We start from the raw sequence: 19,563 nt of genomic DNA, 5'->3' as shown, positions 1-19,563 counted from the left end.
GCCTGGCATGACTCAGGGCCAGCGGGTATCAGACAGCGAAATGGCCGCGCTTGAGGGGAAGATCCTCCACAAGTTCGACTCGGTCAAGAGCCAGCTCAATCACCTGCAGAACGTGATCAACAGTCTCGAAGGGGCATGGGAGGGCATCGGTGCCCATGCCTTCGACAAGAAGCAGACCAGCATCAACAACCAGATGGTCCACATGGGGCGGCTGCTCCTGGACTTCCTGGAGGCGATGAAGGCGACCCGCACGCTCAAGGGCGACACCGAGGAAGAGGTCCGCAAGGCCCTCATGGGCATCGACGTCGTGGACGGCTACAGCGGCGACGCGGGGGCCACGGCCTCGATCACCTCGAACCTCAGCACCTACTAGTCGCGCCGGGTTCGACCCACAGTGCGCGGCGTCAGTCCACAAGAACCTTATTCACCACAGAGATTGGGGAAGCGATGCCCGACAACAGCGGCGATGTCCTCGGAGTAAAGTACGGCAGCCTCGAACTCGCGGCCGGGGACATCAAGAATCAGGCCGACAAGCTTCAGGCCGACCTCGATGAGATCAAGATGCTGGTTGCCCGGGCCGCCAACAGCTGGGAGGGCGAGGCCCACGAGGCGTACGCCACCAAGCAGCGCGACTGGGACAACACGGGCCACAATGTCCACACCGCCCTGATGCAGATCGCCCAGGCCGTAGCCGAGGCCGGCCCGACCTACCGGGCCGGGGACCACAAGGCGGCCGGCTACTTCCATTAGGGAGTGCCGGGCGACGGCGAACGGGGTGGGCGCGTGCGGGAGGCGCCCACCCCGTTCTGCGTTCTGTGTCCGCGAGCGGTGACTACGGCGCCTCGATGCCGCCGTTGCGCACCGACGGCTCCAGGTCGAACTCCCCGTCCCGCGCGCCCAGTACGAACGCCTGCCACTCCGCCTCGGTGTACCGCAGCACGGTGTCGGGGTCCACGGAGGACCGCATGGCCACCGCGCCGGCCGGCAGATAGGCGATCTCGACGCGCTCCTCGTCCTCGGACGTGCCCGGCGCGCTGTGCCACTCGGCCCCCGAGATGTCGAGGGCGTACAGCTCGTTCTTCTCGCGCTCCTTGCGCTCCTGGAGTTCCCTGTCCTGTTCCTCAGCCATGACGGAGCGATTCCTTCCAGACGTGCCGACCCGGACGTGCCAAGCGCAGCCATACGTACACCAACCAGCTGTCCGCTCAGCCTACTTGCCGCCACCCGACGCGCACGGCGGGCCGGGGAGGATTCACGGGTACGAAGGAGGGGGCGCCCAGTCAGGCACGGGCGCCCCCTCTCCACGCGGCTCCTACTCCATCAACCCCGTCTGCACCAGCGGCTTCCCCCGCTTGCGCGAGACGAACGTGCCGCGGCCCGTCGGCATCGGGCGGGGGCGGACGCCCGCCAGGATGTCGCCCTCGCCCGGGTCGCCGGCCAGGACCACGCCCTGGGCGCCCAGTTCCTTCATGCGCTGGATGAACGGCTCGTACGAGGCGCGGCCCGCGCCCGCCGTGGAGCGGGCGATGATGAAGCGGACGCCTACGTCGCGGGCGAACGGCAGGAGCTCCGTGAGCTTGCCCAGCGGGTTGCCGCTCGACGTCGACACCAGGTCGTAGTCGTCGACCACCACGTACACCGTGGGGCCGCGCCACCAGCTGCGGTCCCGCAGCTGCTGCGCGGTCACGTCCGCGCTGGGTGCGCGGCGCTGCATCAGGTCGGCCAGGGCGTCCATGTGGTGGTCCATGGCGTTCGACATCGGGATGTACTCGGCCAGGTGCGAGGCCGGGGTCACATCCAGCAGGGCGCGCCGGTTGTCCACCACGAACAGCTTGCAGGCGTCACCCTCGTACCGCTGCGTGAGCTGGGTGATAAGGAGGCGCAGCAGGTTCGACTTGCCGGACTCGCCCTCGCCGAAGATGAGGAAGAACGGGTCCTGCTCGAAGTCGACGAACACCGGCTCCAGGTTGTTCTCGTCGAGCGCGAAGGCGATGCCGCGGTTGGGCGAGGCGTAGCCGGGCGGGAGCTGGGCCGCCGGGAGTTCGCGGGGGAGGAGGCGGACCGCGGGCGCGCCCGGCGCCGTCCAGTGCCGGGAGACCTCGGTGGCCAGGGCGGCCGTCGCCTCGGCGAGGTCGGTGTCGGACTGGAGGCCGTCGATGCGCGGCACGGCCGCCATGAAGTGCATCTTCTGCGGCGACTGGCCGCGGCCGGGCACGCCGACGGGGACGTTGGCGGCGACCTTGCGGTCGAACTCGGAGTCCATGGTGTCGCCGAGCCGGAGCTCCAGGCGGTTCATGAGGTGGTCCTTGAGGTTGGCCCGGACCTCCATGGAGCGCGACGCGGTCAGCACCAGGTGGATGCCGTAGCCGAGGCCGCGCGCCGCGATGTCCAGGACGACCTGCTCAAGACCCTCGTACTCGGTACGGAAGTTGCCCCAGCCGTCGATGACGAGGAACACGTCGCCCCACGGCTGGTCGGCGACCGAGATGGTGCCGCGCGCCCGGCGGGCCCGGAAGTCGGCGATCGAGGCGATGCCCGCCGAGCGGAAGTACTCCTCGCGGCGGGTCAGCACGCCGTACACCTCGGCGACCGTACGGCGCACCCGCTCGGGGTCCAGGCGCGAGGCGACGCCGCCGACGTGCGGGAGGCCGGCGACCGCGGCCATGCCGCCACCACCGAAGTCGAGCCCGTAGAACTGGACTTCCTGCGGGGTGTGGGTGAGCGCGAACGACGCGAGCAGCGTGCGCACCAGCGTCGACTTGCCGGACTGCGGGCCGCCCAGGATCTGCAGATGGCCGGCCGCGCCCGAGAAGTCGCACCACAGGGGATCGCGGCGCTGCTCGTACGGCTTGTCGACGAGGCCGAGCGGCACGACCAGGCGCCCCGCGCCCTCGTAGTCGGGCTGGGTGAGTCCGCGGCCCTGCACCGGCGCGAGGCCGGGCAGCAGCGAGTCCAGCGCCGGCGGGCTGTCGAGGGGCGGCAGCCACACCTGGTGGGCGGCCGGGCCGCGCGCTTCGAGGCGGCGCACGATCACGTCGAGCACCGTGTCGGCGAGCGCGTCGTCGGTGCGCGGCCCGGTCTCAGCGCGGGGCCCCGGCACGGTCTGCGGGGCGTACGTCACCGGCACTTCGGCCGCGGTGAACAGGACGGGGCGCCGGTCGACGGGCACGGGCCCGCCGAGCGCGGCGGACCGGTCGGCGCCCGTGCGGTACACGCCGGAGACGTACGCCGCCTTGAAGCGGGTCATCTCGTCGGTGCCGAACTTGAGGTAGCCGGAGCCCGGGACGCTCGGCAGGTGGTAGGCGTCGGGGACGCCGAGGGCCGCGCGTGATTCGGCGGCGGAGAAGGTGCGCAGACCGATCCGGTAGGAGAGGTAGGTCTCCAGACCGCGCAGTCGGCCCTCTTCCAGGCGCTGCGAGGCGAGCAGCAGGTGCACGCCGAGGGACCGGCCGATGCGGCCGATCTGCACGAACATTTCGATGAAATCGGGCTTGGCGGTGAGCAGCTCGCTGAACTCGTCGATGACCAGGACGAGCGAGGGAACGGGCTGGAGCGGGGCGCCGGCGAGCCGGGCCCGCTCGTAGTCGTGGATGTTGGCGTAGTTGCCCGCGTCGCGCAGCATCTCCTGGCGGCGGTTGAGCTCGCCGCGGATCGAGTCGCCCATGCGGTCGACCAGGGTGAGGTCGTCGGCCAGGTTGGTGATGACGGCCGCGACGTGCGGCATCTGCGCCATGCCCGCGAAGGTCGCGCCGCCCTTGAAGTCGGCGAGGACGAAGTTCAGGGTCTCGGAGGAGTGGGTGACGGCGAGGCCGAGCACCAGGGTGCGAAGGAGCTCCGACTTGCCCGAGCCGGTCGCGCCGACGCACAGGCCGTGCGGGCCCATGCCGTCCTGCGCGGCTTCCTTCAGGTCGAGCATGACGGGCCGGCCGTCCTCGCCGACCCCGATCGGCACCCGCAGCCGCTCGGAGGCGGAGCGCGGCCGCCAGGTGCGGGCGGTGTCCACCGAGTCCGCGTCGCCCAGGCTCAGCAGATCGGTGAACTCCAGGTTGGCGAGCAATGGTTCGTCGTCGTCGCCACCGGAAGCCATGCGCAGCGGGGCCAGCTGACGCGCCAGCGCGTCGGCGGACTCGTAGGACATGAGGTCGGGCGTGCCCTCGTACACGAGGCCGTGACCCGACTCCAGGCGCAGCGTGCGCGGGTGCACGACAACCGCCAAGTCGCCCCGGGCGCCGGTGAGTTCACCCGGTACGACCTCGACGACCGTGACGCCCTGCAGGCCCTCGGCGGAGGCGAGGACCGACATCGGGGGCGGCGACACCCCGTCGAGCACGACGACGATGTGCGGCTCCTCCGGCAGCGGCGCGCCCTCCGGGTGGAAGCGCGGGCGGCCGGTGAGGCGGGCGGCGAGCAGCTCTTCGAGTTCGGCCGCGCTGCGGCTGATCAGGCGTCGGCTGCCCGCGCCGTCGCTGAAGCCGGGAGCCTGGGTGTGCGGCAGCCACTTCGTCCACTCCCAGTGCGCCGATGCGGACGGGGACGCGGCGACCGCGATCACCAGGTCCTCCGGGGAGTGCAGGGAGGCCAGCGAGGCGGTCAGGGCGCGCGCCGAGGCGCGTACCGTCTGCGGCTCCCCGCTGACCGTCAGGTGGTAGAAGGCGCGCAGCGAGACCGCCATCGGCAGGTCCTCCACCGTCTGGTGGGTGGCCAGAAAACGCTGCATGGCGCCCGCCGTCAGCGGCTCCAGCTGGTCGACCGGCGCGGTCTGCGGAGGCACCAGCGCGGTGGCGAGCGCCTGCGGGCCGAGCCCGATGCGCACCTGCCCGAAGTCCTCGTCGCCCGACCGGCGTTCCCAGACCCGGCTGCCCTCGGCGACCAGCGCCCACAACTGCTCGGGGGAGGGGTGCAGGTAGTACTGCGCGTCGCGCTGCTTGTGCGCGGTCTCGGCGGCCGAGCGCCGGGTCTGGCCGAGATAGCGCAGGTAGTCGCGGCGCAGGTCCGCCAACTGACCCTGGGAGCCCTTGCGGTAGCGCACGATCATCGCCACCGACATGGCCACGGTCGAGGCGACCATCACCATCCCCATGACCTTCATGAACGGCTGCGAATTCGGCATGAAGAAGAACACCACGGAGCCGCCCATGCCCAGCATGGGCAGGAGTTGCATCAGCGCACCCTCCTGCTGTCCGCGTGGCAGCTCCGGCGGAGGCTGGAGAACGACCTCCTCCGTGGGCACCTCGGACGGCAGGGCCCGCGGTGGGCGCTTGACGATGATGTGGCTCACAACGCACCAATTCTCTTGGCGGTCGAAGAAGTTCAGCCCGCCGCCCCGTGTCCGGCGAACGCCGACCGCGGTGGGATCCTACTGACATCCGATGTGATCGGCTGGCGATAGGGTGCCGTCTGTTCGCGTAAGCACCCGCGAACAGAGCGAAGAAAACCGGGCAATTGACGCGACGGCGGACGGCCCGGCACCGGGAACCGCGAGCGCGACCGGTGAAGCCAGCGAAGGGGGAGCCGAGGGTGAGCACGACGACCACCGCGACGACGGCCGCCGAGCCGAACCGGCCCGGCCAGACAACCGGGGCGGGCCTCGGCTTCTGTCGGGTGACGATCGTCGCGCCGGACGGCCGCATCGACGTGGCGCTGCCCGACGACATCCCGGTCGCCGACATCTACCCCGAGATCCTTCGGCTCGCGCAGCAGAGCCCGCAGGAGGGCGCCCCCGTCGGCTACTCGCTGGTGCGCCGCGACGGCACCGTCCTCGACAGCGCCCGCTCGTTCGCCGCCCAGTCGATCCTCGACGGCGAGCTGCTCAGCCTGCGCCCGTTCTCCGAGTCGCTGCCCCCGGCCGTCTTCGACGACGTGTCCGAGGCCGTCGCCTCCGCGGTCACCCAGGACCGCACCCTGTGGAACACCGAGCTGACCCGCGCCGCCGGCCTCATCGGCGGCGGAGTGCTGCCCGCGCTGCTCGCCTTCGCGGCCTGGACCGGCGACCCGCGGCACGACATGCACGGCCTGCCCGGCATCCTCGCCGCCGTCGCCGGTGTGCTCCTGCTCACCCTCGCGGCCGTACGCGCCCGGATCTACGACGACCAGCTCTCCGCCGTCGCCCTCGGCCTCGGCTCGCTGCCCAACATCGCGGTGGCCGGCTCCGGGCTGCTCCCGCTCGCCGCCCACCACGGCATCGGCCGGCTCCAGATGCTGCTCGCCTGCGCCGCGGTCCTGATCGCCTCGCTGGTGCTCACCCTGCTCTCGCCGCGCGGCGACGGGCCCTTCGTCGCCTTCGTGCTCGCCTCCGCGGTGGGCGCGCTCGTCGTGTTCGTCTCGATCCTGACCGGCATGAAGCCCACCGAGACCGCCGCGGTCTGCACCCAGCTCGCCGTCGGCGCGCTCGCCTTCCTGCCCGGGCTCTCCATGCGCTTCGCCCGGCTGCCCATCGGCTTCGACGCGCCGCACTCCGCCCAGCGCGACCTCGGCGAGGACGTGGCCCCGCAGCCCGTCGACGCCGAGCGCATCGCCGCCCAGGCCCGGCGCGGCCACGAACTGCTCGTCGGCCTCGTCGGCGGCTGCGCCCTGCTCGCCGTCGCGGGCTCGGCGGTACTCGGCTTCAGCGACAACCACTGGGGCCGCCTGCTCGCCCTGGCCACCGGCGTCGCCATGCTGATGCGCGCCCACCTCTTCCGCTACACGGCCCAGGTGGCCGCCACCCTGACCGCGGGCCTCGGCGCGCTCGTCCTGCTCGGCCTCGGCCTGTGCATCAACGCGCCGCGCGGTCTGATGGCGGACGCCCTCAAGGGCGACACCGCGGCCCTGGACATCCGCACCCTGTGGCTGGTCGCCGCGATCGCCGCCGCCGGCGCCCTGGTCACCGCGATCGCGCTGATCGTGCCGAACCGGGGCGTCACCCCGTTCTGGGGTCGCTTCCTGGAGATCGCCGAGGGATTCGTCCTGCTCACGCTGCTGCCGCTGACCCTGGCCGTCTTCGACGTGTACGCCCGCGCCCGGGCCCTGACCAGCTGACCTGCGCGCCCTCACCGCGGGTCAACCGCCACCCGGGGTACTGGTACGCTGTGTGACGGCCGTTTGTGTACGCGTTTCCGGATCATCTGGAAGCTGCGCTCATCGGACCTTCGCCTCCGAGTCACGGAAGCTCCCCAGAGATCAAGACCTGGGGCACTCGTGGGCGCATCGAACAACACTGAGGAGTAAGCGTGCCGCTCGACGCCGCTACGAAGAAGCAGATCATGTCCGAGTTCGGCCAGAAGGAGGGCGACACCGGCTCCCCCGAGGTTCAGGTCGCCATGCTCTCCCGCCGCATCTCGGACCTGACGGAGCACCTCAAGACCCACAAGCACGACCACCACTCCCGCCGTGGTCTGCTGATCCTCGTCGGCCAGCGCCGCCGCCTTCTGCAGTACCTGGCCAAGAAGGACATCCAGCGCTTCCGTACGCTGGTCGACCGCCTGGGCATCCGCCGCGGTGCGGCCGGCGGCGCCAAGTAAGCATGCTGTCGAGGGAGCGGTTCCCACCTATTAGGGGGCCGCTCCCTTTGCTGTACATGCGAGACGTACCGAACGCTCAGTAGTCTGGTACGCACAACAGAACAAGCTTCACCGAACAAGCTTCACCCAAGACGCTTCACCGCGATGAGCGAGCAGAAGCCCTCCTCCCCGCCGCCGGTCCTCGGTAGTGGCCCCCGGAACGCAAGGAAGACCGGGTGCTTCGATCGAAGACCGGCCCGCCCTCAGGAGCGCTTCTCCGCCGTCACCCCACCGTCCCCGCGCCACACGGGCCCGGGGGCGAAAAGACGACAAGCAAATGGAGAAAACGCTAGTGGAGAACGAGACCCACTACGCCGAGGCCGTCATCGACAACGGCTCCTTCGGCACCCGCACCATCCGCTTCGAGACGGGCCGCCTGGCCAAGCAGGCCGCCGGCTCCGCCGTGGCGTACCTGGACGACGACACGATGGTCCTGTCGGCCACGTCCGCGTCGAAGAACCCCAAGGACCAGCTCGACTTCTTCCCCCTCACGGTGGACGTCGAGGAGCGGATGTACGCGGCCGGCAAGATCCCCGGCTCCTTCTTCCGCCGCGAGGGCCGGCCCTCCGAGGACGCGATCCTCACCTGCCGCCTCATCGACCGCCCGCTGCGCCCGTCCTTCAAGAAGGGCCTGCGCAACGAGATCCAGGTCGTCGCGACGATCATGGCGCTCAACCCCGACCACCTGTACGACGTCGTCGCGATCAACGCCGCGTCCGCGTCCACCCAGCTGGCCGGCCTGCCCTTCTCCGGCCCGATCGGCGGCGTCCGCGTCGCGCTGATCAACGGCCAGTGGGTCGCGTTCCCGACGCACACCGAGCTTGAGGACGCCGTCTTCGACATGGTGGTCGCCGGCCGCGTCCTGGAGGACGGCGACGTCGCGATCATGATGGTCGAGGCCGAGGCCACCGAGAAGACCATCCAGCTGGTCAAGGGCGGCGCCGAGGCGCCGACCGAGGAGGTCGTCGCCTCCGGTCTGGACGCCGCGAAGCCCTTCATCAAGGTGCTCTGCAAGGCCCAGTCCGACCTGGCCGCCAAGGCTGCCAAGCCGACCGGCGAGTTCCCGATCTTCCTCGACTACCAGGACGACGTCCTGGAGGCGCTCACCGCCGCCGTCAAGGGCGAGCTCGCCCAGGCGCTGACGATCGCCGGCAAGCAGGACCGCGAGGCCGAGCTGGACCGCGTCAAGGGTCTGGCCGCCGAGAAGCTGCTCCCGCAGTTCGAGGGCCGCGAGAAGGAGATCTCCGCCGCGTACCGCGCGCTGACCAAGAAGCTGGTCCGCGAGCGCGTCATCACGGACAAGGTCCGCATCGACGGCCGTGGCATCACGGACATCCGCACGCTGGCCGCCGAGGTCGAGGCGATCCCGCGCGTGCACGGCTCGGCGCTGTTCGAGCGTGGCGAGACCCAGATCCTGGGCGTCACCACCCTCAACATGCTCCGCATGGAGCAGCAGCTGGACACCCTTTCCCCGGTGACCCGCAAGCGCTACATGCACAACTACAACTTCCCGCCGTACTCGGTCGGCGAGACCGGCCGCGTGGGCTCGCCCAAGCGCCGCGAGATCGGCCACGGCGCGCTCGCCGAGCGCGCCATCGTGCCGGTCCTTCCGACGCGCGAGGAGTTCCCCTACGCGATCCGTCAGGTGTCCGAGGCCCTCGGCTCCAACGGCTCGACGTCCATGGGCTCGGTCTGCGCCTCGACCATGTCGCTCCTGAACGCCGGTGTGCCGCTCAAGGCCCCCGTCGCCGGTATCGCCATGGGTCTGATCTCCCAGGAGATCGAGGGCAAGACGCACTACGTCGCCCTCACCGACATCCTCGGTGCCGAGGACGCGTTCGGCGACATGGACTTCAAGGTCGCCGGTACGAAGGAGTTCGTCACCGCGCTCCAGCTCGACACCAAGCTCGACGGCATCCCGGCCTCCGTCCTGGCCGCCGCCCTCAAGCAGGCCCGCGACGCCCGCCTCCACATCCTCGACGTGATGATGGAAGCGATCGACACGCCGGACGAGATGTCCCCCAACGCCCCGCGGATCATCACCGTCAAGATCCCCGTGGACAAGATCGGCGAGGTCATCGGTCCCAAGGGCAAGATGATCAACCAGATCCAGGAGGACACCGGCGCCGAGATCACGATCGAGGACGACGGCACCATCTACATCGGTGCCCAGGTCGGCTCGCAGGCCGAGGCCGCCCGCGCCACGATCAACGGCATCGCCAACCCGACCATGCCGGAGGTCGGCGAGCGCTACCTGGGCACGGTCGTCAAGACCACCACCTTCGGTGCGTTCGTGTCCCTGATGCCCGGCAAGGACGGTCTGCTGCACATCTCGCAGATCCGCAAGCTCGCCGGTGGCAAGCGCGTCGAGAACGTCGAGGACGTGCTCGGCGTGGGCGCCAAGGTCCAGGTCGAGATCGCCGAGATCGACTCCCGTGGCAAGCTCTCGCTTGTCCCGGTTGTCGAGGGCGAGACGGCCGACGAGGCTGAGAAGGACGACGCTGCCAAGTGACGTCCCGTAGTTCCGCGACGACGGCCCGCCCTTCTTCGGAGGGGCGGGCCGTCGCCCGTACCCAAACGCTTCTGAAGGGTCAGAACGGCATCGGTACCGTCCGCCGTACGACCCTCCCCGGCGGCCTCAGGGTCGTCACCGAAACCCTTCCCTCCGTACGTTCCGCGACCTTCGGCATCTGGGTCCAAGTGGGTTCGCGCGACGAGACGCCGACGCTGAACGGCGCGACGCACTACCTGGAGCACCTCCTCTTCAAGGGCACCAAGAAGCGCAGTGCCCTCGACATCTCCTCCGCGCTCGACGCGGTCGGCGGGGAGATGAACGCCTTCACGGCGAAGGAGTACACCTGCTACTACGCGCGGGTTCTCGACACCGATCTGCCGCTGGCGATCGATGTCGTGTGCGACATGCTGACGGACTCGCTGATCCTCGCCGAGGACGTCGACGCCGAGCGCGGCGTGATCCTCGAAGAGATCGCGATGACCGAGGACGACCCGGGCGACTGCGTGCACGACCTGTTCGCGCACACCATGCTCGGCGACACCCCCCTCGGCCGCCCGGTCCTGGGCACTGTGGACACGATCAACTCCCTGACCCAGGCGCAGATCTCGCGCTTCTACAAGAAGCACTACGACCCGCGCCACCTGGTCGTCGCGGCCGCCGGAAACGTGGATCACGCCACCGTCGTACGCCAGGTCCGCAAGGCTTTCGAGAAGGCCGGCGCGCTGTCCCGCACGGACGCCGTCCCCCTCACCCCGCGCAGCGGAGCCCGCACCCTGAAGGCCGCCGGCCGGATGGAACTGCTGAACCGCCGCACGGAACAGGCCCATGTGGTCCTCGGCATGCCGGGCCTGGCCCGCACCGACGAGCGCCGCTGGGCGCTGGGCGTCCTGAACACGGCACTGGGCGGCGGCATGTCGTCCCGGCTGTTCCAAGAGGTCCGCGAGAAGCGCGGCCTGGCCTACAGCGTGTACTCGTACACCTCGGGCTTCGCCGACTGCGGCCTGTTCGGCGTGTACGCGGGCTGCCGCCCGAGCCAGGTCCACGACGTCCTGAAGATCTGCCGGGACGAACTGGACCGGGTCGCGAACGAGGGCCTCTCGGACGACGAGATCGGCCGCGCGGTGGGCCAGCTCTCCGGCTCCACGGTCCTGGGTCTTGAGGACACCGGCGCGCTGATGAACCGCATCGGCAAGAGCGAGCTGTGCTGGGGCGAGCAGATGTCCGTCGACGACATGCTGACCCGGATAGCCGAGGTCACCCCGGACGACGTCCGCGAGGTGGCACGTGATGTCCTGGGGCAGCGTCCCTCGCTGTCCGTCATCGGCCCGCTGAAGGACAAGCAGGCCGACCGCCTCCACGAAGCGGTCTCGTAACCCCTAAGGAATCAAGCGAATGAGCAAGCTGCGCGTGGCGGTCCTCGGTGCCAAGGGCCGGATCGGCTCCGAAGCGGTACGAGCCGTGGAGGCCGCCGAGGACATGGAGCTGGTCGCGGCCCTGGGCCGCGGCGACAAGCTGGAGACGCTCACCGACACGGGCGCTCAGGTCGCGGTGGAACTGACCACCCCCGCCTCGGTGATGGACAACCTGGAATTCTGTGTACGCCACAAAATCCACGCCGTCGTCGGTACCACGGGCTGGACCGAGGACCGCCTCGCACAGCTGAACGGCTGGCTCTCCGCCTCCCCGGAGACCGGCGTGCTCATCGCCCCGAACTTCTCCATCGGCGCCGTCCTGACCATGAAGTTCGCGCAGCTCGCGGCCCCGTACTTCGAGTCGGTCGAGGTCGTCGAGCTGCACCACCCCAACAAGGTCGACGCCCCCTCCGGCACCGCGACGCGCACCGCCCAGCTGATCGCGGCGGCCCGCGCCGAGGCGGGGGTCGGCCCCGCGCCGGACGCCACGGCCACGGCGCTCGACGGCGCCCGCGGCGCCGACGTGGACGGCATCCCGGTGCACGCCATCCGGCTGCGCGGACTCCTGGCCCACCAGGAAGTGCTGCTCGGCGCGGAGGGCGAGACCCTGACCGTGCGCCACGACTCCCTGCACCACAGCAGCTTCATGCCGGGCATCCTGCTCGGCGCCCGCCGCGTGGTGACCACTCCGGGCCTCACCTTCGGCCTGGAACACTTCCTCGACCTCAACTGAGCGGCACCGTCGGCCTCATGCGCGCAAAAATCACCTATCTCGTCACGGCCGCCGTCCTGGTCTTCTACTTCGTCCTGGCCGGCAGCCGCGGCGTGCTCCTCCTCGAACAGGGCACCTGGATCACCGTCACCATGGGCGTGGCCGTGCTGATCCTGCCGTTGATCGGCATCTGGTTCCTGTGGGCGAACACCCGCTTCGTGACCAAGGCCAACAAGCTGGCGGCGGAGCTGGACGCCGAAGGCGGCCTGCCCGTCGACGAGTTGGTCCGCACCGCGGGCGGCCGCATCGACCGCGACTCGGCCGACGCCGTCTTCGCCCGCCGCAAGGAGGAGACGGAGGACGCGCCGAACGACTGGCGCTGCTGGTTCCGCCTCGCCATCGCCTACCAGGACGCCCGCGACACCCCGCGGGCCCGCAAGGCGATGCAGCGCGCGATCGCCCTGCACGAGAACAAGCCCGCCGGGGTCTGACGCGGCAGGAGATCAGCCGCGGCGGTACTCGTCGCCCCAGGCCTCCACCAGGTCCGCGGCCCGGCCGAAGGCATCGCCGCGCCCCAGGAAGTCCGCGCTGTGGTCGGTGAGCAGCGCCGGCAGCGCCTCGCCGCCCTGCGGTTCGGCGATCAGGGCCTGCCCCTGCACGGTCCGCGGCAGCCCGAGCCAGCGCACCGGCTGCTGCACCGTCCGTACGCCGCGGATCCGCGGCCACGCGACCGTGGTGGTGGTGAAGAACGCGACCCGCCGCAGCCCCGCCCGGCTGACCCAGACGCCGATCCGCAGCAGCCGCAGCGACGAGGCGATCACGAGCACGGCGATGAACAGGACGACGACCGCGCCCGTCGGTTCCCCGGCGGCGGCGATGATCACGGCGGCGAGCAGCACGAACGAGGCGAGGAGCAGCAGCACGGCCGCGGCCCCGACCCGCCAGGGGCCCGGCCGGTAGGGCCGCCGCCAGCGATCGTGGTCGTCGAAGGGCAGCGCGACCTCGTCGGAGTACTCACCGGATGCGTCGATGGCGCGGTCGGCCGTCAGGAAGGGCAGGGGCACGACTGATCCTCACTCACAAGCACGCTCGATTGGGCTGTGCGGGGTGAGGCTACCCAGGAGGTCACCGCGCGGCCACATCCGGGGGTCCGGGCGCGCGTCGGCGCGTTCGGACCCGGTCAGCGGCCGTTGGAGGCCTCGGACTGCTGGCTGTGCGCGGGGGACTGGGGGCTCTCCATCGCGGGCAGCCCGAAGAGCAGCGCACCGGTGAGCCCGGCTATGACGGTGAGCCCGACCAGCGTCCGCCCGACGAGCTGACCTGCGCTCGCACGCTCGCGAGGCGGCGGCTCGACATTGCTGCGGTAGCGGTCGGCCTCGGCGACGAATGCGAACGGAACGGGCTCACGCCGGCGGAACATGGGGGCACATCTCCTCGGAAACTCAAGTGGCTGTCGAACTGGCTGCTGCTTACTGATACAGACGCACAGCAGTGCCGATTGGTGCCCGAATTCCCCGAATTGGCCGAAGAATGTGGTGACGACCCGTCAGAGACAGAGTTGTCAGTGCCGGGCCGTAGAGTGGGCGCCGCCCGAGCGACGCAATTTGGAAGGACCCGCCGGTGACCGACACCCCCGCCCCAGACCTCAAGCCCAGCTTCCGCAGCGACGTCACCGTCGAGCTCGTGAAGCACTCGGCGTCCGACTCGGACGTGCTGTGGGCAGCCCGTGTCTCCACGGCGGGCGAGCAGTCCCTGGAGGAGCTCCAGAAGGACCCCGAGCGCTCCAAGGGCCTCATCAACTACCTCATGCGGGACCGGCACGGCAGCCCCTTCGAGCACAACTCGATGACCTTCTTCATCAGCGCCCCGATCTTCGTCTTCCGCGAGTTCATGCGGCACCGGGTCGGCTGGTCGTACAACGAGGAGTCGGGCCGGTACAGGGAGCTCCAGCCGGTCTTCTACGTCCCGGGCGCCGACCGCAAGCTGGTCCAGCAGGGCCGCCCCGGCAAGTACGAGTTCGTCGACGGCTCGGCGGAGCAGCAGGAGCTGACCTCCCGCGTCATGGAGGACTCCTACCGCCGCTCCTACGAGGCGTACCAGGAGATGCTGGCGGCCGGCGTCGCCCGCGAAGTCGCCCGCGCCACGCTCCCGGTCGGCCTGTTCTCCTCGATGTACGCGACGTGCAACGCGCGTTCGCTGATGCACTTCCTCGGTCTGCGCACCCAGCACGAGCTGGCGAAGGTTCCGTCCTTCCCGCAGCGGGAGATCGAGATGGTCGGCGAGAAGATGGAACAGGAGTGGGCCCGCCTGATGCCGCTCACCTACGCGGCCTTCAACACCAACGGCAGGGTGGCCCCGTAACCGCACCGGCCGACCGAGCGCCGCGCCCATACCGGCACAGATGTGCGGATAGGCCGCGCAAAGTGTCCGTATTGCGGCGTTTCGTGAAGTTCATCTAGGCTGATCAAACGGACCCGGCACTGCTTGAACCCCCGAGCAGGCAGTGCCGGGCTCCCTCAGCCACCGGCCCCCGAGGGGGCACCCGGCGCTGAGCAGCGAGTAGCGTGTTACCCATGGCTCCGATCTCCACTCCGCAGACCCCCTTCGGGCGGGTCCTCACCGCCATGATCACGCCCTTCACGGCGGACGGCGCACTCGACCTCGACGGCGCCCAGCGACTGGCGGCTCATCTGGTCGACGCAGGCAACGACGGACTGATCGTCAACGGCACCACCGGCGAGTCCCCGACCACCAGCGACGCGGAGAAAGACCAGCTCGTACGGGCCGTACTGGAGGCCGTCGGAGACCGGGCCCACGTCGTGGCCGGAATCGGTACCAACGACACGCACCACACCCTCGAACTCGCCCGTACGGCCGAACGCTCCGGCGCACACGGCCTGCTCGCCGTGACGCCGTACTACAACAAGCCCCCACAAGAGGGCCTGTTCCGGCACTTCTCGGCCATCGCCGATGCCACCGAGCTCCCCGTGATGCTGTACGACATCCCCGGCCGCAGCGGCGTCCCGATCGACACCGAGACCCTCGTCCGGCTCGCCGAGCACCCCCGGATCGTCGCCAACAAGGACGCCAAGGGCGACCTCGGCCGCGCCAGCTGGGCCATCGCCCGCTCCGGCCTCGCCTGGTACTCCGGCGACGACATGCTCAACCTGCCACTGCTCTCGGTCGGCGCCTGCGGCTTCGTCTCCGTGGTCGGCCACCTCGTCACCCCCGAGCTGCGCGCCCTCCTGGACGCCTACCTCGCGGGTGAGGTACGCAAGGCCACCGAGATCCACCAGCAGCTGCTCCCCGTCTACACGGGCATGTTCCGCACCCAGGGAGTCATCACGACCAAGGCGGCCCTGGCCCTCAAGGGCCTCCCCGCCGGGCCGCTGCGCCTGCCCCTGGTCGAGCTCACGGCGGAAGAATCCAGCCAGCTGGCGCTCGATCTGGCAGCCGGCGGGGTACAGCTCTAACCACAGACTTCACAACTGAATACGCGCCAGACAAACGCGCGAAAACCCATACACAACAGCAAGTGCACGAATGACATACGCGCCACGTGCCCTACAGGTACGTGGCGCGTGTGGTGAGGAGAGTCTTTTGAGTCATCCGCATCCTGAACTCGGCACCCCGCCGAAGCTTCCCAAGAACGGCCTGCGCGTCACACCGCTCGGCGGTCTCGGCGAAATCGGCCGGAACATGACCGTCTTCGAGTTCGGCGGCCGCCTGCTCATCGTCGACTGCGGCGTCCTCTTCCCCGAGGAGGAGCAGCCCGGCATCGACCTGATCCTGCCGGACTTCAGCTCGATCCGGGACCGCCTCGACGACATCGAGGGCATCGTCCTGACGCACGGCCACGAGGACCACATCGGCGGCGTGCCGTACCTGCTTCGCGAGAAGCCGGACATCCCGCTGATCGGCTCCAAGCTGACCCTCGCCCTGATCGAGGCCAAGCTCCAGGAGCACCGCATCCGCCCGTACACGCTGGAGGTCGCCGAGGGCGACCGCGAGCGCCTGGGCCCCTTCGACTGCGAGTTCGTCGCGGTCAACCACTCCATCCCGGACGCCCTCGCGGTCGCCATCCGCACCCCCGCGGGCATGGCCGTCGCCACCGGCGACTTCAAGATGGACCAGCTCCCGCTGGACGGCCGCCTCACCGACCTGCACGCCTTCGCCCGGCTGAGCGAGGAGGGCATCGACCTCCTCCTCTCCGACTCGACGAACGCCGAGGTCCCCGGGTTCGTGCCGCCGGAGCGGGACATCTCCAACGTCCTGCGCACCGTCTTCGCGAACGCCGACAAGCGCATCATCGTGGCCAGCTTCGCCAGTCACGTGCACCGCATCCAGCAGATCCTGGACGCGGCCCACGAGTACGGCCGCCGGGTCGCCTTCGTCGGCCGCTCCATGGTCCGCAACATGGGCATCGCGCGCGACCTCGGCTACCTGAAGGTCCCGGCCGGCCTCGTCGTCGACGTCAAGACGCTGGACGACCTGCCGGACGACGAGGTCGTACTGGTCTGCACGGGTTCGCAGGGCGAGCCGATGGCCGCGCTGTCCCGCATGGCCAACCGCGACCACCAGATCCGGATCGTCCAGGGCGACACCGTGATCCTGGCGTCGTCGCTCATCCCGGGCAACGAGAACGCGGTGTACCGCGTCATCAACGGCCTGACCCGCTGGGGCGCCAACGTCGTCCACAAGGGCAACGCCAAGGTCCACGTCTCGGGCCACGCCTCGGCCGGCGAGCTGTTGTACTTCTACAACATCTGCAAGCCGAAGAACCTGATGCCGGTCCACGGCGAATGGCGCCACCTGCGGGCGAACGCGGAGCTCGGAGCGCTCACCGGCGTCCCGAAGAACCACATCGTCATCGCCGAGGACGGCGTGGTCGTCGACTTGGTCGACGGCACCGCGCGCATCGTCGGCAAGGTCCAGGCGGGTTACGTCTACGTCGACGGCCTCTCGGTCGGCGACGTGACGGAGTCCTCCCTGAAGGACCGCCGCATCCTCGGTGACGAGGGCATCATCTCGGTGTACGTGGTGGTGGACTCCAGCAGCGGCAAGATCACCAGCGGTCCGCACATCCAGGCGCGCGGTTCCGGCATCGACGACTCGGCGTTCACCCCGGTGGTCTCGAAGATCGAGGAAGCGCTGAACCGGTCCGCCCAGGACGGCGTCGTCGAGCCTCACCAGCTCCAGCAGTTGATCCGCCGCTCGGTCGGCAAGTGGGTCTCGGACACCTACCGCAGGCGTCCGATGATCCTGCCCGTGGTCGTCGAGGTCTGACGCCCACAGGTCGTACACCCGGAGCGGGGCGCCTCGATTTGCATCGAGGCGCCCCGCTCCAGTAGGTTTATGTCTCCGCCTGAACGGGAACCCGGCACACTCGTGTGCCGCACGGGAGACCCGATCGGGGCGGGAATCCGGCTTCAGAATCTCTGATAAAGTCGGGCCACGCCGAAAGGGAAACGCGAAAGCGAATACCTGAAAGCGAACCCCAATTCGACGGGGAATCGGACACGAAAGAGTCTGATAGAGTCGGAACACGAAATATCGAAGGGAAGCGCCCGGAGGAAAGCCCGAGAGGGTGAGTACGAAGGAAGCGTCCGTTCCTTGAGAACTCAACAGCGTGCCAAAAGTCAACGCCAGATTGACAACCCCGTATCCGCTTCGGCGGATCGAGGTTCCTTTGAAAAGTCCACTCGCCCCTTTGGGGTGTGGGTGGCGATTACACAGCGAGGACGCTGTGGACGACCGGCCTCATTCCGGCTTGGTCGTCCCGCTCTTACGTGATGTGTGCACCCGATTACGGGTAAACATTCATGGAGAGTTTGATCCTGGCTCAGGACGAACGCTGGCGGCGTGCTTAACACATGCAAGTCGAACGATGAAGCCCTTCGGGGTGGATTAGTGGCGAACGGGTGAGTAACACGTGGGCAATCTGCCCTTCACTCTGGGACAAGCCCTGGAAACGGGGTCTAATACCGGATAACACTTCCTGCCGCATGGTGGGGGGTTAAAAGCTCCGGCGGTGAAGGATGAGCCCGCGGCCTATCAGCTTGTTGGTGGGGTGATGGCCTACCAAGGCGACGACGGGTAGCCGGCCTGAGAGGGCGACCGGCCACACTGGGACTGAGACACGGCCCAGACTCCTACGGGAGGCAGCAGTGGGGAATATTGCACAATGGGCGAAAGCCTGATGCAGCGACGCCGCGTGAGGGATGACGGCCTTCGGGTTGTAAACCTCTTTCAGCAGGGAAGAAGCGAAAGTGACGGTACCTGCAGAAGAAGCGCCGGCTAACTACGTGCCAGCAGCCGCGGTAATACGTAGGGCGCAAGCGTTGTCCGGAATTATTGGGCGTAAAGAGCTCGTAGGCGGCTTGTCACGTCGGATGTGAAAGCCCGGGGCTTAACCCCGGGTCTGCATTCGATACGGGCTAGCTAGAGTGTGGTAGGGGAGATCGGAATTCCTGGTGTAGCGGTGAAATGCGCAGATATCAGGAGGAACACCGGTGGCGAAGGCGGATCTCTGGGCCATTACTGACGCTGAGGAGCGAAAGCGTGGGGAGCGAACAGGATTAGATACCCTGGTAGTCCACGCCGTAAACGTTGGGAACTAGGTGTTGGCGACATTCCACGTCGTCGGTGCCGCAGCTAACGCATTAAGTTCCCCGCCTGGGGAGTACGGCCGCAAGGCTAAAACTCAAAGGAATTGACGGGGGCCCGCACAAGCAGCGGAGCATGTGGCTTAATTCGACGCAACGCGAAGAACCTTACCAAGGCTTGACATATACCGGAAACGGCCAGAGATGGTCGCCCCCTTGTGGTCGGTATACAGGTGGTGCATGGCTGTCGTCAGCTCGTGTCGTGAGATGTTGGGTTAAGTCCCGCAACGAGCGCAACCCTTGTTCTGTGTTGCCAGCATGCCCTTCGGGGTGATGGGGACTCACAGGAGACTGCCGGGGTCAACTCGGAGGAAGGTGGGGACGACGTCAAGTCATCATGCCCCTTATGTCTTGGGCTGCACACGTGCTACAATGGCCGGTACAAAGAGCTGCGATGCCGCGAGGCGGAGCGAATCTCAAAAAGCCGGTCTCAGTTCGGATTGGGGTCTGCAACTCGACCCCATGAAGTCGGAGTTGCTAGTAATCGCAGATCAGCATTGCTGCGGTGAATACGTTCCCGGGCCTTGTACACACCGCCCGTCACGTCACGAAAGTCGGTAACACCCGAAGCCGGTGGCCCAACCCCTTGTGGGAGGGAGCTGTCGAAGGTGGGACTGGCGATTGGGACGAAGTCGTAACAAGGTAGCCGTACCGGAAGGTGCGGCTGGATCACCTCCTTTCTAAGGAGCACTTCTCACCAGGTTCGCCTGGTCAGAGGCCA

The 19,563-nt window shown here is 68.7% G+C and carries 15 protein-coding genes and 1 rRNA gene; 12 read left to right on the top strand and 4 right to left on the bottom strand.

Annotation, left to right across the window (positions count from 1 at the left end; genetic code table 11):
* Nucleotides 1-7 precede the first annotated feature (7 nt).
* Together OHA17_RS11105 and OHA17_RS11100 are read left to right on the top strand one after the other, a co-directional pair.
* Nucleotides 8-373 (top strand): WXG100 family type VII secretion target, encoded by a 366-nt coding sequence (locus tag OHA17_RS11105; protein WP_053728968.1) that lies wholly within the window; start codon nt 8-10, stop codon nt 371-373.
* 74 nt (nt 374-447) lie between these two features.
* Nucleotides 448-750: a WXG100 family type VII secretion target gene (locus tag OHA17_RS11100; protein WP_406506256.1), complete on the top strand. Its 303-nt coding sequence runs from the start codon at nt 448-450 to the stop codon at nt 748-750.
* A gap of 82 nt (nt 751-832) precedes the next feature.
* Here OHA17_RS11100 and OHA17_RS11095 read toward each other — a convergent pair whose 3' ends face one another.
* A complete protein-coding gene (locus OHA17_RS11095; protein ID WP_053728970.1) occupies nt 833-1,129 on the bottom strand; it encodes a DUF397 domain-containing protein in 297 nt (98 codons plus the stop codon).
* Between the two features lie 183 nt (nt 1,130-1,312).
* Complete coding sequence (gene eccCa / locus OHA17_RS11090) at nt 1,313-5,278, bottom strand: type VII secretion protein EccCa (RefSeq protein ID WP_406506254.1); 3,966 nt, start codon at nt 5,276-5,278, stop codon at nt 1,313-1,315.
* A 239-nt stretch (nt 5,279-5,517) separates the two neighbouring features.
* Here eccCa and eccD point away from each other — a divergent pair, with 239 nt between their 5' ends.
* From eccD to OHA17_RS11060, 6 genes are all read left to right on the top strand, one after another.
* Nucleotides 5,518-7,017 carry a type VII secretion integral membrane protein EccD gene (gene eccD / locus OHA17_RS11085; RefSeq protein WP_406506252.1) on the top strand — a complete coding sequence of 500 codons (1,500 nt, stop codon included), beginning with the start codon at nt 5,518-5,520 and terminating at the stop codon, nt 7,015-7,017.
* Nucleotides 7,018-7,208: 191 nt separating this feature from the next.
* Entirely contained in the window at nt 7,209-7,499 is a 291-nt protein-coding gene (rpsO, locus tag OHA17_RS11080; RefSeq protein WP_053728973.1) for a 30S ribosomal protein S15, read from the top strand.
* Between the two features lie 331 nt (nt 7,500-7,830).
* The gene (locus tag OHA17_RS11075; protein WP_406506249.1) at nt 7,831-10,050 is read left to right on the top strand and encodes a polyribonucleotide nucleotidyltransferase; all 2,220 of its coding nucleotides are present in this window, start codon (nt 7,831-7,833) and stop codon (nt 10,048-10,050) included.
* Complete coding sequence (locus OHA17_RS11070) at nt 10,047-11,426, top strand: pitrilysin family protein (protein ID WP_053728975.1); 1,380 nt, start codon at nt 10,047-10,049, stop codon at nt 11,424-11,426. Before OHA17_RS11075 ends, OHA17_RS11070 begins: the two co-directional genes overlap by 4 nt.
* A 19-nt stretch (nt 11,427-11,445) precedes the next feature.
* Nucleotides 11,446-12,198: a 4-hydroxy-tetrahydrodipicolinate reductase gene (dapB, locus tag OHA17_RS11065; RefSeq protein WP_406506247.1), complete on the top strand. Its 753-nt coding sequence runs from the start codon at nt 11,446-11,448 to the stop codon at nt 12,196-12,198.
* A 17-nt stretch (nt 12,199-12,215) separates the two neighbouring features.
* Nucleotides 12,216-12,668 (top strand): tetratricopeptide repeat protein, encoded by a 453-nt coding sequence (locus tag OHA17_RS11060; RefSeq protein WP_406506245.1) that lies wholly within the window; start codon nt 12,216-12,218, stop codon nt 12,666-12,668.
* 12 nt (nt 12,669-12,680) lie between these two features.
* On the opposite strand, the gene OHA17_RS11055 is transcribed toward OHA17_RS11060, so the two are convergent.
* Both OHA17_RS11055 and OHA17_RS11050 read right to left on the bottom strand, forming a co-directional pair.
* The gene (locus tag OHA17_RS11055) at nt 12,681-13,241 is read right to left on the bottom strand and encodes a hypothetical protein (RefSeq protein WP_053728978.1); all 561 of its coding nucleotides are present in this window, start codon (nt 13,239-13,241) and stop codon (nt 12,681-12,683) included.
* A 116-nt stretch (nt 13,242-13,357) separates the two neighbouring features.
* Nucleotides 13,358-13,597 carry a hypothetical protein gene (locus tag OHA17_RS11050; RefSeq protein WP_053728979.1) on the bottom strand — a complete coding sequence of 80 codons (240 nt, stop codon included), beginning with the start codon at nt 13,595-13,597 and terminating at the stop codon, nt 13,358-13,360.
* Nucleotides 13,598-13,797: 200 nt separating this feature from the next.
* Here OHA17_RS11050 and thyX point away from each other — a divergent pair, with 200 nt between their 5' ends.
* From thyX to OHA17_RS11030, 4 genes are all read left to right on the top strand, one after another.
* Nucleotides 13,798-14,538: an FAD-dependent thymidylate synthase gene (gene thyX, locus OHA17_RS11045; RefSeq protein ID WP_406506242.1), complete on the top strand. Its 741-nt coding sequence runs from the start codon at nt 13,798-13,800 to the stop codon at nt 14,536-14,538.
* Between the two features lie 212 nt (nt 14,539-14,750).
* A complete protein-coding gene (gene dapA / locus OHA17_RS11040) occupies nt 14,751-15,650 on the top strand; it encodes a 4-hydroxy-tetrahydrodipicolinate synthase (protein ID WP_053728981.1) in 900 nt (299 codons plus the stop codon).
* Nucleotides 15,651-15,777: 127 nt separating this feature from the next.
* Nucleotides 15,778-17,463 carry a ribonuclease J gene (locus OHA17_RS11035; RefSeq protein WP_053728982.1) on the top strand — a complete coding sequence of 562 codons (1,686 nt, stop codon included), beginning with the start codon at nt 15,778-15,780 and terminating at the stop codon, nt 17,461-17,463.
* Nucleotides 17,464-17,996: 533 nt separating this feature from the next.
* Nucleotides 17,997-19,522 (top strand): 16S ribosomal RNA (locus OHA17_RS11030).
* Nucleotides 19,523-19,563: the final 41 nt, after the last annotated feature.

It is taken from the genome of Streptomyces sp. NBC_00212 (genome assembly GCF_045206365.1).
GTDB lineage: Bacteria > Actinomycetota > Actinomycetes > Streptomycetales > Streptomycetaceae > Streptomyces.
The sequence above is the reverse complement of the archived record's forward strand: the minus strand, read 5'-3'. Positions and strand labels throughout refer to the sequence as shown.